Origin of the sequence: Streptomyces sp. NBC_01166 (genome assembly GCF_045039765.1) — a bacterium.
In the GTDB taxonomy this organism is placed as follows: domain Bacteria; phylum Actinomycetota; class Actinomycetes; order Streptomycetales; family Streptomycetaceae; genus Streptomyces.
The window spans coordinates 2,786,285-2,801,221 of record NZ_CP108613.1 but is presented as its reverse complement, the minus strand read 5'-3'; the positions used below and the strand labels follow the sequence as shown (position 1 = coordinate 2,801,221).

The 14,937-nt window shown below is 71.2% G+C and carries 15 protein-coding genes; 12 read left to right on the top strand and 3 right to left on the bottom strand.

From position 1 onward, the window contains the following. Positions 1–20 precede the first annotated feature (20 nt). A complete protein-coding gene (locus OG379_RS13045; RefSeq protein WP_393767093.1) occupies positions 21–743 on the bottom strand; it encodes an MBL fold metallo-hydrolase in 723 nt (240 codons plus the stop codon). Between the two features lie 165 nt (positions 744–908). Between OG379_RS13045 and hrcA the strand changes: the two genes are divergently transcribed. From hrcA to OG379_RS13010, 7 genes are all read left to right on the top strand, one after another. Further along, a complete protein-coding gene (hrcA, locus tag OG379_RS13040; protein ID WP_104785565.1) occupies positions 909–1,925 on the top strand; it encodes a heat-inducible transcriptional repressor HrcA in 1,017 nt (338 codons plus the stop codon). Then, positions 1,926–3,065, top strand: coding sequence for a molecular chaperone DnaJ (gene dnaJ / locus OG379_RS13035; protein ID WP_393767095.1), 1,140 nt, complete (start codon positions 1,926–1,928; stop codon positions 3,063–3,065). Between the two features lie 121 nt (positions 3,066–3,186). Then, positions 3,187–4,260: a nitronate monooxygenase gene (locus OG379_RS13030; RefSeq protein ID WP_405662273.1), complete on the top strand. Its 1,074-nt coding sequence runs from the start codon at positions 3,187–3,189 to the stop codon at positions 4,258–4,260. Further along, positions 4,257–5,003 carry a 16S rRNA (uracil(1498)-N(3))-methyltransferase gene (locus OG379_RS13025; protein ID WP_405662271.1) on the top strand — a complete coding sequence of 249 codons (747 nt, stop codon included), beginning with the start codon at positions 4,257–4,259 and terminating at the stop codon, positions 5,001–5,003. The genes OG379_RS13030 and OG379_RS13025 overlap by 4 nt, the downstream gene beginning before the upstream one ends. A gap of 77 nt (positions 5,004–5,080) precedes the next feature. Next, positions 5,081–5,440 (top strand): histidine triad nucleotide-binding protein, encoded by a 360-nt coding sequence (locus tag OG379_RS13020; RefSeq protein ID WP_393761886.1) that lies wholly within the window; start codon positions 5,081–5,083, stop codon positions 5,438–5,440. 15 nt (positions 5,441–5,455) lie between these two features. Then, complete coding sequence (locus tag OG379_RS13015) at positions 5,456–6,364, top strand: ribonuclease Z (protein WP_405662269.1); 909 nt, start codon at positions 5,456–5,458, stop codon at positions 6,362–6,364. A 10-nt stretch (positions 6,365–6,374) separates the two neighbouring features. Then, positions 6,375–7,367, top strand: a complete 993-nt coding sequence (locus tag OG379_RS13010; protein ID WP_405662267.1) for an adenosine deaminase — start codon at positions 6,375–6,377, stop codon at positions 7,365–7,367. Here OG379_RS13010 and OG379_RS13005 read toward each other — a convergent pair. Continuing rightward, a complete protein-coding gene (locus OG379_RS13005) occupies positions 7,352–8,689 on the bottom strand; it encodes an MFS transporter (RefSeq protein WP_405662265.1) in 1,338 nt (445 codons plus the stop codon). The two genes, OG379_RS13010 and OG379_RS13005, sit on opposite strands and share 16 nt — an antisense overlap. A gap of 404 nt (positions 8,690–9,093) precedes the next feature. Between OG379_RS13005 and OG379_RS13000 the strand changes: the two genes are divergently transcribed. The 5 genes from OG379_RS13000 (at position 9,094) to OG379_RS12980 (ending at position 13,486) form a co-directional block, all read left to right on the top strand. After that, a complete protein-coding gene (locus OG379_RS13000) occupies positions 9,094–10,197 on the top strand; it encodes a carbohydrate kinase family protein (RefSeq protein ID WP_393761877.1) in 1,104 nt (367 codons plus the stop codon). 126 nt (positions 10,198–10,323) lie between these two features. Beyond that, complete coding sequence (locus OG379_RS12995; protein WP_104785551.1) at positions 10,324–11,346, top strand: PhoH family protein; 1,023 nt, start codon at positions 10,324–10,326, stop codon at positions 11,344–11,346. A 12-nt stretch (positions 11,347–11,358) separates the two neighbouring features. Continuing rightward, the gene (gene ybeY, locus OG379_RS12990) at positions 11,359–11,856 is read left to right on the top strand and encodes an rRNA maturation RNase YbeY (protein ID WP_277334053.1); all 498 of its coding nucleotides are present in this window, start codon (positions 11,359–11,361) and stop codon (positions 11,854–11,856) included. Beyond that, on the top strand, positions 11,853–13,136 hold the full coding sequence (locus OG379_RS12985; RefSeq protein WP_393761874.1) for a hemolysin family protein: 1,284 nt from the start codon (positions 11,853–11,855) through the stop codon (positions 13,134–13,136). Before ybeY ends, OG379_RS12985 begins: the two co-directional genes overlap by 4 nt. Further along, a complete protein-coding gene (locus OG379_RS12980) occupies positions 13,133–13,486 on the top strand; it encodes an MmcQ/YjbR family DNA-binding protein (RefSeq protein ID WP_405662264.1) in 354 nt (117 codons plus the stop codon). The genes OG379_RS12985 and OG379_RS12980 overlap by 4 nt, the downstream gene beginning before the upstream one ends. A gap of 20 nt (positions 13,487–13,506) precedes the next feature. On the opposite strand, the gene OG379_RS12975 is transcribed toward OG379_RS12980, so the two are convergent. Beyond that, positions 13,507–14,922: an MFS transporter gene (locus OG379_RS12975; protein ID WP_405662262.1), complete on the bottom strand. Its 1,416-nt coding sequence runs from the start codon at positions 14,920–14,922 to the stop codon at positions 13,507–13,509. Positions 14,923–14,937 lie beyond the last annotated feature (15 nt).

Sequence of the window (14,937 nt, the reverse complement as noted above, 5' to 3'; positions counted from 1 at the left end):
CACGATAATCGGGGCCGCGTTCACGACACGCCGAACCGGACCGCCAGTTGCTCGCGCTGCGCCCGGACGAACGCCGCGTCCACCACCGCCCCGTGCCCCGGCACGTACAGCGCGTCCTCGCCGCCCAGCTCCAGCAGCCGGTCCAGCGCGGCCGGCCAGTGGGAGGGGACCGCGTCCCGGCCCGCCTGCGGTTCGCCGGACTCCTCGACCAGATCCCCGCAGAGCACCACGACGGGGGAGCCCGGCACCAGCACCACGAGGTCGTGGCCGCTGTGACCGGGGCCCACATTGGCCAGCAGCACCTGGAAGCCGCCGCCGAGGTCGAGCGTCCACTCGCCGCTCACCTGGTGCCGCGGGGCCACCAGGGCGTCCGTGGCCGCCGTGGCGTCCGCCTCGCCCATCCCGTGCCGCAGCGCGTCGGCGCGCAGCTCCTCGGCGCCCCGCCCCAGCAGCTCCGCCGTGCCGACCGCCCCGTAGACCTCCGCCCCGGAGAAGGCGGCGGTGCCCAGCACGTGGTCGAAGTGCGGATGGCTCAGTGCGATATGTGTCACCCTCCGGCCCAGCAGGGCCTCCGCCTGCGTCCGGAGCTCGACGCCCTCCCGGAGCGTCGAACCGGTGTCGTAGAGCAGCACACCGTCCGCCCCGGCCACCAGCGCGGCGGTCGCGTCCCAGACAGGGAGGCGCCGCCGTCCCGTACCGTTGCCCAACCGCTCCCAGCCGAACTCTTCCCAAGAGACGTCCATACGACGACGCTATCGGCAACGACCTGCGCGGTCCCGCGACGGCATGGCCGGTCGCCCTTGCCCCGGGCCCACCCCGCCCCCGTACACTGACCGGGGGGATTGCTGGCACTCGAACGCACAGAGTGCCAGGCAGACGCCGAAGAACCACAGCTGGAGGTGTGCGCGGTGCTCAGTGAACGCAGACTCGAAGTGCTGCGCGCCATCGTCCAGGACTATGTCGGCACCGAGGAGCCCGTCGGCTCCAAGGCGCTCACGGAGCGGCACAGCCTCGGGGTCTCCCCGGCGACTGTCCGCAACGACATGGCGGTGCTGGAGGACGAGGGCTTCATCGCCCAGCCGCACACGAGTGCGGGGCGCATTCCGACGGACAAGGGCTACCGGCTCTTCGTCGACAAACTCGCGGGCGTCAAGCCCCTGTCGTCGCCGGAGCGCAGGGCCATTCAGAATTTCCTCGACGGCGCGGTCGACCTCGACGACGTCGTGGGCCGCACGGTCCGGCTGCTCGCGCAGCTGACCAGGCAGGTCGCCGTCGTGCAGTACCCCTCGCTGACCCGGTCGACGGTCCGGCACGTGGAGCTGCTGTCGCTGGCTCCGGCCCGGCTGATGCTCGTCCTGATCACGGACACGGGCCGGGTCGAACAGCGTATGATCGACTGTCCTGCGCCGTTCGGTGACACATCACTGGCGGATCTGCGGGCCCGGCTCAACAGCCGGGTCGTCGGACGACGCTTCGCGGACGTCCCGCGACTGGTGCAGGACCTGCCGGAGTCCTTCGAGACCGAGGACCGGGGAACCGTATCGACGGTGCTCTCCGTCCTCCTCGAGACTCTGGTCGAAGAAACGGAGGAGCGGCTGATCATCGGCGGCACCTCCAATCTCACCCGTTTCGGGCACGACTTCCCTGTGATGATCCGGCCGGTGCTGGAGGCATTGGAGGAGCAGGTCGTGCTGCTGAAGCTGCTCGGTGAGGCAACGGACTCAGGCATGACCGTACGGATCGGGCACGAGAACGCCCACGAGGGCCTCAACTCCACGTCCGTCGTCGCGGTCGGCTACGGTTCGGGCGACGAGGCAGTCGCCAAACTCGGCGTGGTCGGACCGACCCGCATGGACTACCCCGGAACGATGGGAGCGGTACGCGCAGTGGCACGTTACGTCGGACAGATCCTGGCGGATTCGTAAGTGGCCACGGACTACTACGCCGTACTAGGCGTGCGCCGCGACGCATCTCAGGACGAGATCAAGAAGGCATTCCGTCGGCTCGCACGCGAGCTGCACCCGGATGTCAACCCGGATCCGAAGACCCAGGAGCGGTTCAAGGAGATCAACGCCGCTTACGAGGTGCTGTCGGACCCGCAGAAGAAGCAGGTCTACGACCTCGGTGGCGACCCGCTGTCCTCCTCGGGCGGCGGCGGTGGCGCGGGAGGGTTCGGAGCCGGCGGCTTCGGCAACTTCAGCGACATCATGGACGCGTTCTTCGGCAATGCCGCGCAACGCGGGCCCCGTTCGCGGACCCGTCGCGGCCAGGACGCCATGATCCGCCTGGAGATCGACCTCAACGAGGCGGCCTTCGGCACGACCAAGGACATCCAGGTCGACACGGCGGTCGTCTGTACGACCTGCAGTGGCGAGGGCGCCGCACCCGGCACCTCCGCGCAGACCTGTGACATGTGCCGCGGCCGCGGCGAGGTTTCCCAGGTCACGAGGTCCTTCCTCGGCCAGGTCATGACCTCGCGGCCCTGCCCGCAGTGCCAGGGCTTCGGCACGGTCGTGCCGACCCCGTGCCCCGAGTGCGCCGGTGACGGCCGCATCCGCTCGCGGCGCACCCTCACCGTGAAGATCCCCGCCGGTGTCGACAACGGCACCCGGATCCAGCTCGCGGGCGAGGGCGAGGTCGGCCCCGGCGGCGGTCCCGCCGGTGACCTCTACGTCGAGATCCACGAGGTCTCGCACGCCGTGTTCCAGCGGCGCGGCGACGATCTGCACTGCACGGTCACCATCCCGATGACGGCCGCGGCGCTCGGTACCCAGGTGCCGCTGGAGACGCTCGACGGGCTGGAGGAGATCGACATCAGGCCGGGCACCCAGTCCGGCCAGTCGGTCCCGCTGCACGGGCGCGGCATCACGCACCTGCGTGGCGGCGGGCGCGGCGACCTGATCGTGCACGTCGAGGTCATGACCCCGACGAAGATGGACCCCGAGCAGGAGCGCCTCCTGCGGGAGCTGTCCAAGCTGCGCGGCGAGGAGCGGCCCACCGGTCAGTTCCAGCCCGGCCAGCAGGGGCTCTTCTCCCGGCTGAAGGACGCCTTCAACGGCCGCTGAACCCTGTCACCGCACCGCCCGCCGGTCCCGTACCGGCGGGCGGTGCGGTGCGTGCGGCGCGCGTCCGCCGTGTGAAAGGGGCTGATTCGGCACGATCCGCGGGACGTGGCACGATGCGGGCATGTCCTTGGCGCTGACCGATCTCTGCCGGTACCCGATCGTGCAGGCCCCGATGGCGGGAGGCGTCTCCCGCCCGGAGCTGGCCGCCGCCGTCTCCGAGGCCGGAGGGCTCGGTTTTCTCGCCGCCGGCTACAAGACGGCCGACGGGATGTACAACGAGGTGAAGCAGCTCCGGCGGATGACCGGCGGAGTCTTCGGCGTCAACCTCTTCATGCCGCAGCCGCTGGTCGCCGACCCCAGCGCCGTGGAGGTCTACCGCGAGCAGCTCGCCGGTGAGGCCTCCTGGTACGAGACCCCGCTCGGCGACCCGGACTCCAGCGGCGACGACGGTTACGAGGCCAAGGTCGCGATCCTGCTGGAGGATCCGGTCCCCGTGGTCTCCTTCACCTTCGGCTGCCCCACCCGCGAGGTCCTCGACGCCTTCGCCGCCGCCGGCACGTTCACCGTCGTCACGGTCACCTCGGCCCAAGAGGCGCGCAACGCCAAGTGGGCGGGCGCCGGCGCGGTCTGCGTGCAGGGCACCGAGGCGGGCGGCCACCAGTCGACGCACCGTGACGACCCGCAGGGCGGCCTGGCCGGCACCGGGCTCCTCGCCCTGATCGCCGAGGTCCGCGAGGCCGTGCAGCTGCCGGTCGTCGCGACCGGCGGACTGATGCGCGGCTCCCAGATCATGGCCGTCCTGGCGGCCGGTGCCGACGCCGCCCAGCTCGGTACGGCGTTCCTGCCGTGCCCGGAGTCCGGAGCGCACCCGCTGCACAAGCAGGCCCTGACCAACCCGCTGTTCGTGACGACGGCCCTGACCCGGGCCTTCTCCGGCCGCCCCGCGCGTGGACTGGTCAACCGGTTCGTGCGGGAACACGGCCCGTACGCGCCCTCCGCCTACCCGCAGGTGCACCAGCTGACCAGCGGGCTGCGCAAAGCCGCGGCGAAGACCGGGGACGCCCAGGGCATGGCCCTGTGGGCGGGACAGGGCCACCGGATGGCACGCGAGCTGCCCGCCGGGGAGCTCGTGAGCCTGCTCGCCGCCGAAACGGAAGCCGCGCGTGCGGCAGTGAGTGTGAGGAGTGCCCGGTGACGGCACCTGTCTTCGTCGTCGAACAGTTGCCCGGCGGGCCGGAGTTCGTCCTGGACGGCCCCGAGGGACGGCACGCCGTGTCCGTGAAGCGGCTGAACCCGGGGGAGGACGTCGTCCTGACCGACGGGCGGGGCCGCTGGGCGGAAGGCGTCGTACGGTCGGCCGAGGGCAAGGACCGGCTCGTGGTCACCGGCCTCGGAAGCGTCCACGAGGAGGACGCGCCCGCGCCCCGCATCACCGTCGTCCAGGCGCTGCCCAAGGGCGACCGCGGTGAGCTGGCCGTGGAGACGATGACCGAGACCGGCGTCGACGTGATCGTGCCCTGGCAGGCCGCGCGCTGCATCACACAGTGGAAGGGCGACCGGGGCCTCAAGTCCCTCGCCAAGTGGCGCAGCACCGCGCGCGAGGCGGGGAAGCAGTCGCGCAGGGTGCGTTTCCCCGAGGTGGCGGAGGCCATGACCACCAAGCAGGTCGCCGCCCTGCTGGCCGGGGCGGACTTCGCGGGCGTCCTGCACGAGGACCGGGACAGCGGCAGCGAGCCGCTCGCCACCGCCGAACTCCCCGCCGACGGCACCATCGTGCTGGTCGTGGGCCCGGAGGGCGGGGTCTCCCCCCAGGAGCTGGCCGCCTTCGCCGAGGCGGGAGCGCCCCCGTACCGGCTCGGCCCCAGTGTGCTGCGGACCTCGACCGCGGGGACGGCCGCGGCGGCTCTCCTGATGGGACGCACCGGGCGCTGGAGCTGAGAGCCGCCCGCCCGTCCCGGGCGGATAGCATGCCGGTGTACTGATCACGAGGACCGAACGACCTAGGAGGCCGGGCCATGGCGGGAGAGCCGCAGACCGACTGCCTGTTCTGCAAGATCGTTACAGGGGACATCCCGGCGACCATCGTGCGCGAGAGCGCAACGACCGTCGCCTTCCGCGACATAAACCCCCAGGCCCCGACCCACGTCCTGGTCATCCCCAAGGCGCACTACCCCGATGCCGCCGCACTCGCCGCCGCCGACCCGCAGGCCGCCGCCGACGTGCTGCGCGAGGCGGGTCTGGTCGCCGCCGACGAGAAGCTCACCGACACCGGCTACCGCATCGTGCTCAACACCGGTGCGGGCGCCGGTCAGACCGTCTTCCACGCGCACGCCCACGTCCTGGGCGGCCGCGGGATGCAGTGGCCCCCCGGTTAGGGAGCGCCACCACCCGTGTCCGTACGAGAGCTCGTGATCCTCGGCACCGCCAGCCAGGTGCCGACCCGTCACCGCAACCACAACGGCTATCTGCTGCGCTGGGACGGCGAGGGCGTCCTCTTCGACCCGGGCGAGGGTACCCAGCGCCAGATGCTGCGGGCGGGCGTCGCCGCTCATGACATCGACCGGATCTGTGTCACGCACTTCCACGGCGACCACTCGCTGGGTCTGGCGGGCGTGATCCAGCGGATCAACCTCGACCAGGTGCCGCACCCCGTCACCGCCCACTTCCCGGCGAGCGGACAGCGCTTCTTCGACCGACTGCGGTACGCGACCGCCTACCGCGAGTCCGTCGAGCTGACCGAGGTTCCGGTCGCCGCCGACGGCGTCCTCGCCACCACCGACGCGTACACCCTCGACAGTCGCCGGCTCTCGCACCCCGTCGAGTCCTACGGTTACCGCCTCACCGAGCCCGACCGGCTGCGCATGCTGCCCGCGAAGCTGGCCGAGCACGGCATCGGCGGGCCCGACGTCGGACGGATCCAGCGGGACGGGGTGCTGCGCGGCATCCCGCTGGAGGAGGTCTCCGAACCCCGCCGCGGACAGCGGTTCGCGTTCGTCATGGACACCCGGCTCTGCGACGGCGCGTTCGCCCTCGCCGAGGGATGCGACATGCTGGTCATCGAGTCGACGTTCCTCGACGAGGACAGCAGGCTCGCCGCCGACCACGGTCACCTCACCGCCGGCCAGGCGGCCCGGGTGGCGAAGGAGTCGGACGTACGGCACCTCGTGCTGACGCACTTCTCCCAGCGCTACACCGACCCCGACGTCTTCGAGCGACAGGCCAGGGCAGCCGGCTTCGAAGGTGAACTGACCATCGCCCAGGACCTGATCAGGGTCCCGGTACCCACCCGCCACACGTAACGAGAACCCCGTGCACCTCCCCAAGGCCGAACTCCACCTCCACATCGAAGGTACGCTCGAACCCGAGCTGGCCTTCGCGCTCGCCGCACGCAACGGCGTGGACCTGCCCTACGCGGACACCGAAGAGCTGCGCACCGCCTACCTCTTCGACGACCTGCAGAGCTTCCTCGACCTCTACTACGCCCTCATGGCGGTCCTGCGCACCGAGGACGACTTCGCCGAACTGGCCGACGCCTACCTCGCCCGCGCCGCCGCCCAGGGCGTCCGCCACGCGGAGATCTTCTTCGACCCGCAGGCCCACACCGACCGAGGCGTCCCGATCGGCACCGTGATCGAGGGGCTCGGCAGGGCGCTGGACCGCAGCGAGGAGACTCACGGCATCTCCACCCAGCTGATCATGTGCTTCCTGCGCGACAAGTCCGCCGAGTCCGCGCTGGAGACCCTGGAAGCCGCGAAGCCGTACCTGCACCGGATCAGCGCCGTGGGCCTGGACTCGGCGGAGGTCGGACACCCGCCCGCGAAGTTCCGCGAGGTGTACGCGGCGGCCACGGCCCTCGGCCTGCGCAAGGTCGCCCACGCCGGCGAGGAGGGCCCGCCGGAGTACATCCGGGAGGCCCTCGACGTCCTCGGCGTCGAACGGATCGACCACGGCCTGCGCTGCATGGAGGACCCGGAGCTGGTGGACCGGCTGGTGTCCGAGCGGATCCCGCTGACCCTCTGCCCGCTCTCCAACGTACGGCTGCGCGCCATCGACGTCCTGGAGGAGCACCCGCTGCGGTCCATGATGGCCGCGGGCCTGCTCTGCACGGTGAACTCCGACGACCCCGCCTACTTCGGCGGATACGTCGGAGACACCTTCCACGCCGTGCACGAGGCGCTCGGCCTGGACCGGGAACAGCTGCGCACCCTGGCCCGCAACTCCTTCGAGGCGGCCTTCCTCGACCACGACGAGGAGCGCAGGGCGCGCTACCTCTCCGAGGTCGAGGCCTACACGTTCGACTGACCGGAACCGCCGTCCGGTCCCGCCGCCCGGATCGCGCTCCGCACCAGCCGCCCGCTCCGCAGCGCGGGCACGCTGATCTCCGCGACCTCCTGCTCCGGCGCGCCCAGCCTGGGCACCGCGCCGGAGAGGCTGTTGGTCGTGGCGGCGAGGAGCGCGGCCGGGGCACCGCCCCTGCGCCGGACGGAACCGGGCACCAGCGGCCGGCCGCCGGTGTGCAGCGCCACCGCCGTGACGGGGGCCGCGACCAGGAGCGTGGCGGCCCCCAGGATCAGGCCCATCACCGCGTAGCCCGCCTGCTCGGAGAGCACGCTGCCGAGCAGGGGGCCGCAGGCCGTGCCGACGGACGCCGCCGAACCCGCGAGGACCGCCCAGCGGCCGCGCACGTCCAGCGACGCGGCCAGCCCGATCAGATACGACAGGACCACCGGGTAGAAGGTGTTCCACGCGATCTCACCGGTCGCGAACGAACCCAGGTCCTCGGCCGAGGAGCTGAGTACGATGCTCCCCGCGATGATCATCGTCCCGAGGCCGATCGGCACCGCCCGCCCGAGCCGGGCTCCCAGGACGCCCGCGCCCATCACGCCGAGCAGTCCCGCTCCCAGCGCGGCGGCGAACACCGCGCCGATGGTCACCTCGGAGAGGCCGACCTGGACGGCGCCGATGCTGCTGCTCACGCCCCACAGGGCGTTCTGCGCCATGGACCAGACGAGCATTCCGCCCGCCAGGACCAGCCCCGAGCGCCGGTGCGGCAGCCGTCCCTGCACCGGCGACGCGCCGCCGGCCTGGGTGGGGCCGCCCAGCCGGGAGGTCGCGGGCCAGACGAGCAGCGCGACCAGCGCGATGGAGGCGAACGGAAGCCTGTGGCCGCCGCCCAGGTGAGGGATCGTCAGGTAGAGGGCCCCCGCCGTCGCCGAGACGCTGAGCAGCCCGAGCGACGAGGTCCGGTGCGGATCGCTCTGCGCCGCGATGCCGGACGCCGCGACCGCGGTCGCCGTACCCGATCCGAAGCCGCCGATCACGACACCCGCGATCACCAGGGGCATCGAGGTCGTCAGCGCCGCGCAGCCGTAGCCGAGCATCGCCAGCAGCAGTCCCGCGCGCGCCGGTCTGCACGACCCGAATCTCTCGACGCGTCCCGCCAGCGCGAAGCCGGCCGACGCCGAGCTGAGCAGGAGGGCACTGCCGACGAGGCCGGCCTGGGCGGAGCTCAGGCCCAGATAGGTGCTGAGACGGCCGACGATGGTGGGGAGCAGATAGGCGGCGAGGTAACCGGCGGTGAACACGGCGACCAGGGGCCACGCGGCGCGAGGGCGCGAGGACATGGGCGTTCCTGAAGACATGCCAGAGGAGGCGGAAGAAGGCAGGGGAGGGTGGAGCGGGGCAACGCAGGGGAGGGCAAGGCAGGGTGGAGCAGGGGAGGGTGGAGCCAGGCAGGGCAGGGGAGGGTGAAGCGAGGAAATGCGGGAGAAGCGGCACTCTCGTCAACTGTCCCGAACGGTGCTCGCGGGGCAATTTGTATCAAGCGCGCCCTGGCGACGGAAAGTCGGCTCGATGTGATCTGGGTCACATCTAGGTTTATGCATGAACGAGGCGGGTAGCTGCGCATGTTTATGCAGGTGGGAGTGAGTTTGCGCGGTACGGCGCGGACCCTCCGGATGCGGCGGCTGATCCGGCACACTGGCCGCATCCCGCACTGTTCAGATCTGCCGAGACCGGGGAGCGCACGGTGAGTACAGCTGATCCAGGCATCGACCCGCTGCTCGGGCTGCGCGCCCCGCAGGATCCGGCCTGTGACGTCTTCCTGACCGGCACGGTCTTCCTCGACATCATCTTCACCGGGCTGGACAGCGCACCGGTACGCGGGACGGAGTCCTGGGCCCGGGGGATGGGCTCCAGCCCCGGGGGCGTCGCCAACATGGCCACCGCCCTCGCCCGGCTCGGTCTCCACACCTCACTGGCCGCCGCGTTCGGCGACGACCACTACGGCGAGTACTGCTGGGACGCCCTCGAACAGGGCGAGGGCATCGACCTGGCCATGTCGCGCACGGTCCCCGGCTGGCACTCGCCCGTCACCGTCTCCATGGCGTACGAGGGCGAGCGCACGATGGTCTCGCACGGTCACGAGGCGCCGGCCCCCGCCGCCGCCGTGCCCCCCGGCAGTACGTTCCCGCACTGCCCGCCCCGCGCCCGTGCCGCCGTCGCCTCACTGACCCCCGGCCGCAGCGAGCCCTGGGTGGCCGGGGCCGCCCGTAACGGCGCGATGGTCTTCGCCGACGTCGGCTGGGACGAGACAGGACGCTGGGACCTGGACGCCCTGCCCGACCTCGGGCACTGCCTGGCCTTCCTCCCGAACGCCGAGGAGGCCATGCGCTACACCCGTACGGACTGCCCGCGCGCCGCCGCCCACGCCCTGGCCGAGCGGGTCCCGCTGGCCGTGGTCACCCTGGGCGCGGAAGGCGCCTACGCGGTGGACCGGGAGGCCGGTACGGCCGCCGAGGTGCCCGCCATCGCGGTGGAGGCCCTGGACCCCACCGGGGCGGGCGACGTCTTCGTGGCCGGATTCGTCACCGGGACGCTGGCCGGCTGGCCGCTCGCCGACCGCCTCGCCTTCGCGGGACTGACGGCCGCGCTGTCCGTACAGGAGTTCGGTGGATCACTGTCCGCACCCGGATGGGCGGAGATCGCCGGCTGGTGGCAGCAGGTACGCACCTGCGCCGACCAGGACCCGGCGGCCCTGGAGCGCTACGCCTTCCTGGACGAGCTGCTGCCCGCCTCCAGCAGGGCGTGGCCCCTGCGCCGCGCGGTCCCGACCATCGGCTTCCGCCAGTGAAGGGCCGATGATCACGGGTAAAACCTCTCGGCGTTGTCGGCGGGGAGTCGTACGCTGGTACTCCAGAGGCGGTCGAGCAGCGACTGCCCTGCAACGGGAGGTATGCGCAGGCCCGAGGGCCGGCCCATGACTCAGTCACCGACACAGCCGCAGGCGCGCGCCCAGATCAGCATTCCGGCCGCACACCCCATGGTGATGCTCCTGGGGTCGGGCGACTCGCTGTTGCGCGTCATCGAAACGGCGTTCCCGGCCGTCGACATCCATGTCCGGGGCAATGAGATAAGCGCGACTGGAAGCGCGGCGGACGTCGCCCTCATCCAGCGCCTGTTCGACGAGATGGTGCTGGTGCTCCGCACCGGGCTGCCGATGACGGAGGACGCTGTGGAACGCTCGATCGCCATGCTCAGGGCGAGCGGGAACGGCAACGCGGAAGGGGCCGAGACCCCCGCCGAGGTGCTCACCCAGAACATCCTCTCCAGCCGTGGCCGCACGATCCGCCCCAAGACGCTCAACCAGAAGCGTTACGTCGACGCGATCGACAAGCACACCATCGTCTTCGGCATCGGCCCCGCGGGCACCGGCAAGACCTATCTCGCCATGGCCAAGGCGGTCCAGGCGCTGCAGTCCAAGCAGGTCAGCCGGATCATCCTCACCAGGCCGGCCGTCGAGGCGGGGGAGCGGCTCGGCTTCCTGCCCGGCACGCTCTTCGACAAGATCGACCCGTATCTGCGCCCGCTCTACGACGCCCTGCACGACATGCTCGACCCCGACTCGATCCCCCGGCTCATGGCCGCCGGCACGATCGAGGTCGCGCCGCTCGCCTACATGCGCGGCCGGACCCTGAACGACGCGTTCATCATCCTCGACGAGGCGCAGAACACCAGCGCCGAGCAGATGAAGATGTTCCTCACCCGCCTCGGCTTCGACTCGAAGATCGTCGTCACCGGTGACGTCACCCAGGTGGACCTGCCGACCGGCACCAAGAGCGGTCTGCGTCAGGTCCAGGAGATCCTCGAGGACGTCCAGGACGTGCACTTCTCCCGGCTCACCTCGCAGGATGTCGTCCGGCACAAGCTCGTCGGCCGTATCGTCGACGCGTACGAGAAGTACGACAACGCAGAGGGCCGCACCGGCCGCAACGGGAAGTAGTCGCAGCGCACCATGTCGATCGACGTCAACAACGAGTCCGGAACCGAGGTCGACGAGCAGGCGATCCTCGACATCGCCCGCTACGCCCTCGCCCGGATGCGGATCCACCCGCTGTCCGAACTCTCGGTGATCGTGGTGGACACCGCCGCCATGGAGCAGCTCCACATCCAGTGGATGGACCTCCCCGGCCCGACGGACGTCATGTCCTTCCCGATGGACGAACTCCGTCCCCCGGCCAAGGACGACGAGGAGCCCCCGCAGGGGCTCCTCGGTGACATCGTGCTCTGCCCGGAGGTCGCGAAGAAGCAGGGCGAGGACGCCGAGACGCAGCACTCGATGGACGAGGAGCTCCAGCTCCTCACCGTCCACGGGGTGCTGCACCTCCTCGGGTACGACCACGAGGAGCCGGACGAGAAGGCCGAGATGTTCGGCCTCCAGGCGGCGATCGTCGACGGCTGGCGCGGCGAGCGCGGCCTGACCGGCCCGTCCCCCGCCCCCACCGTCTCGTGAGCGTCCCCCTCATCTCCGGCGCGGTCCTGCTGATCGTCGTCGGCTGGCTCGCGGCCTGCGCCGAGGCCGGTATCGCGCGCACGTCCAGCTTCCGTGCGGCGGAGGCCGTCCGGGCCGGGCGACGCGGCAGCGCCAAGCTGGAGCAGGTCGCCGCCGACCCCACCCGCTATCTCAACGTGGCCCTGCTCGTGCGGGTCGCCTGCGAGATGTCGGCGGGGGTGCTCGTCACGTACGCCTGCCTCAAGGAGTTCCCGGAGACCTGGGAGGCGCTCGCCGTCGCCATGGGCGTCATGGTCCTCGTCAGCTACGTCGCCATCGGGGTCTCGCCGCGCACCATCGGCCGCCAGCACCCGCTGAACACGGCCACGGCCGCGGCGTACGCCCTGCTGCCGCTGGCCAGGATCATGGGCCCGATCCCGCAGCTGCTGATCCTCCTCGGCAACGCGCTGACCCCGGGCAAGGGATTCCGCAAGGGCCCCTTCGCCAGTGAGGCCGAACTGCGCGCCATGGTCGACCTCGCCGAGCAGGAGTCGCTCATCGAGGACGACGAGCGCCGCATGGTGCACTCGGTCTTCGAGCTCGGCGACACCCTCGTGCGCGAGGTCATGGTGCCCCGTACGGACCTGGTCTGCATCGAGCGGTACAAGACGGTCCGTCAGGCACTCACCCTCGCGCTGCGCTCCGGTTTCTCGCGGATCCCGGTCACCGGGGAGAACGAGGACGACATCGTCGGGATCGTGTACCTCAAGGACCTGGTCCGCAAGACGCACATCAACCGGGACGCGGAGGCGGACCTGGTCTCCACGGCGATGCGCCCCGCCGCGTTCGTCCCCGACACGAAGAACGCCGGTGACCTGCTGCGCGAGATGCAGCAGGACCGCAGCCACGTCGCCGTCGTCATCGACGAGTACGGCGGCACGGCCGGCATCGTCACCATCGAGGACATCCTCGAGGAGATCGTCGGCGAGATCACCGACGAGTACGACCGCGAACTCCCGCCGGTCCAGGAGCTGGAGAACGGCTGCTTCCGGGTGACCGCCCGGCTCGACATCGGCGACCTCGGGGAGCTGTTCGGCCTCGACGCGTACGACGACGAGGACGTGGAGACCGTCGGCGGACTGCTGGCCAAGGCGCTCGGGCGGGTCCCGATCTCCGGAGCCTCCTCGATCGTCGACCTCCCCGACGGGCGCAAACTCCGCCTCACCGCGGAGTCCCCGGCGGGCCGCAGGAACAAGATCGTCACGGTGCTGGTGGAACCGGAGGGAACGGAATCGCCATGACTCCCCAGGAGCTGCGCACGTTCTGCCTGGAGTTCAACGCGAGCGCGGAGGAGTTTCCCTTCGGGCCCGAGGCCTCGGTCTTCAAGGTCCTGGGAAAGATGTTCGCCCTGAGCGCGCTCGACGGGCGGCCTCTGCAGGTCAGTCTCAAGTGCGACCCGGACGAGGCGCTGCGGCTCCGCAAGGAGCACGCCGCGATCGTCCCCGGCTGGCACCTGAACAAGCGGCACTGGAACACCGTGACGGTCTCCGAGCTCCCGGACAGGATGGTCCGGGAGCTCGTGGAGGACAGTTACGACCTGGTGGTGGTCGGGCTCCCCAAGGCGGAACGGCTGCGCCTGGACCGGCCGTAGGGGCTCGCGGGGCTGCTCCGTCAGGCCCGCCGCAGACCGGCACCGACCGCCAGCCCCGTCGCGACCAGAACGACCGCCGCGATGGCCACCACCAGCCGTACGCCCTCGAACAGCGAACCCTGCGTGGTCGACAGCACCCCCAGCAGCGGAATGCCGATCGTGATGCCCACCTGCTGCGTCGTGGTGACCAGACCGGTCGCCAGGCCCTGCTCCTCGTCCGGCACGCCGGAGGTCACCGTCAGTCCGTAGGCGATGATGGCGCCCAGGTGGAAGGCGCTCGCCAGAGACACGGCCACCGTGGCCAGCCAGACACCGGAGTCCTCGCCCAGGCCCAGCAGCGCCCCGATGAACACGCCCTGACCGATCAGGGACAGGACCAGTGTCCGGCGTGCGCCGATCCGGCCGACGATCCTCGGGGCGTACACCCCGGCGGCCACCGACGCCAGGCCCTGGACCCCGAAGACGAGCCCCGTCCCGAGGGCCGACAGTTCCAGCAGCTCCTGGAGGTACAGGGTCAGGACGAACACGATGGTGCTCATCATCGAGAACGTGGCCAGACCGCCCAGGTTGCCGAACGCGACCGTACGGCGCCGCAGCATCGGCAGAGAGACCAGCGGGGCCGCCGAGCGGGACTCGACGATCACGAACGCGGTCAGCAGGGCCACTCCCAGCACCAGGGTGATCTGCACGTCCGCACCACCGAAGCCGCGCTCGGCGGCCGTCGACAGCGAGTAGATCAGCGCGAGGAGACCGCCGGTCACGGTGACGGCACCCGGCACGTCGAGCTTCGGCCGCTCCGGCGTACGCGACTCGGCCAGCACCTTCGGAGCCAGGACGAACACGATGACCGCGGCGCCGGTCAGCAGCCCCATCGTGGAGCGCCAGCCCAGGGTGTCGGTGAGCACACCGCCCGCCACCATCCCGACGGTGAAGCCCAGCGAGAGCAGCGTCCCGCTGATGCCCAGCGCCCGGTCCCGCAGCGGGCCTTCGGGGAACGTCGTGGTCAGCAGGGACATCCCGGTCGGCACGATCACGGCGGCCCCGAGCCCCTGGAGCGCCCGCCCGGCCAGGAAGGAAGCCGGGTCCCAGGCAAGCGTCGCCAGCAGCGAGGACGCCCCGAAGACGGCGAGGCCGGTGAGGAACAGCCTGCGCCTGCCGTAGAGATCGGCGATCCGGCCGAAGAGCAGCAGGAAGCCGCCGGACGGCAGGGCGAACGCTGTGACGGCCCACTGGAGCCCGGACCGGCTCAGCCCCAGGTCCTCACCGAGGACGGGCAGAGCCACATTCAGTACGGAGAAGTCGAGCGCCACCATGAACTGGGCGGCGCACAGCACGAAGAGCACCAGCCGGTCCCGCCCGGAGAGCGCGGGCGGCGCGGCGGCGACGGGAGCGGTGGCGGCGGACACGGGAGCATGAGTCGGGGTTTCGATCGGCATGTCCCACAGCCTGGA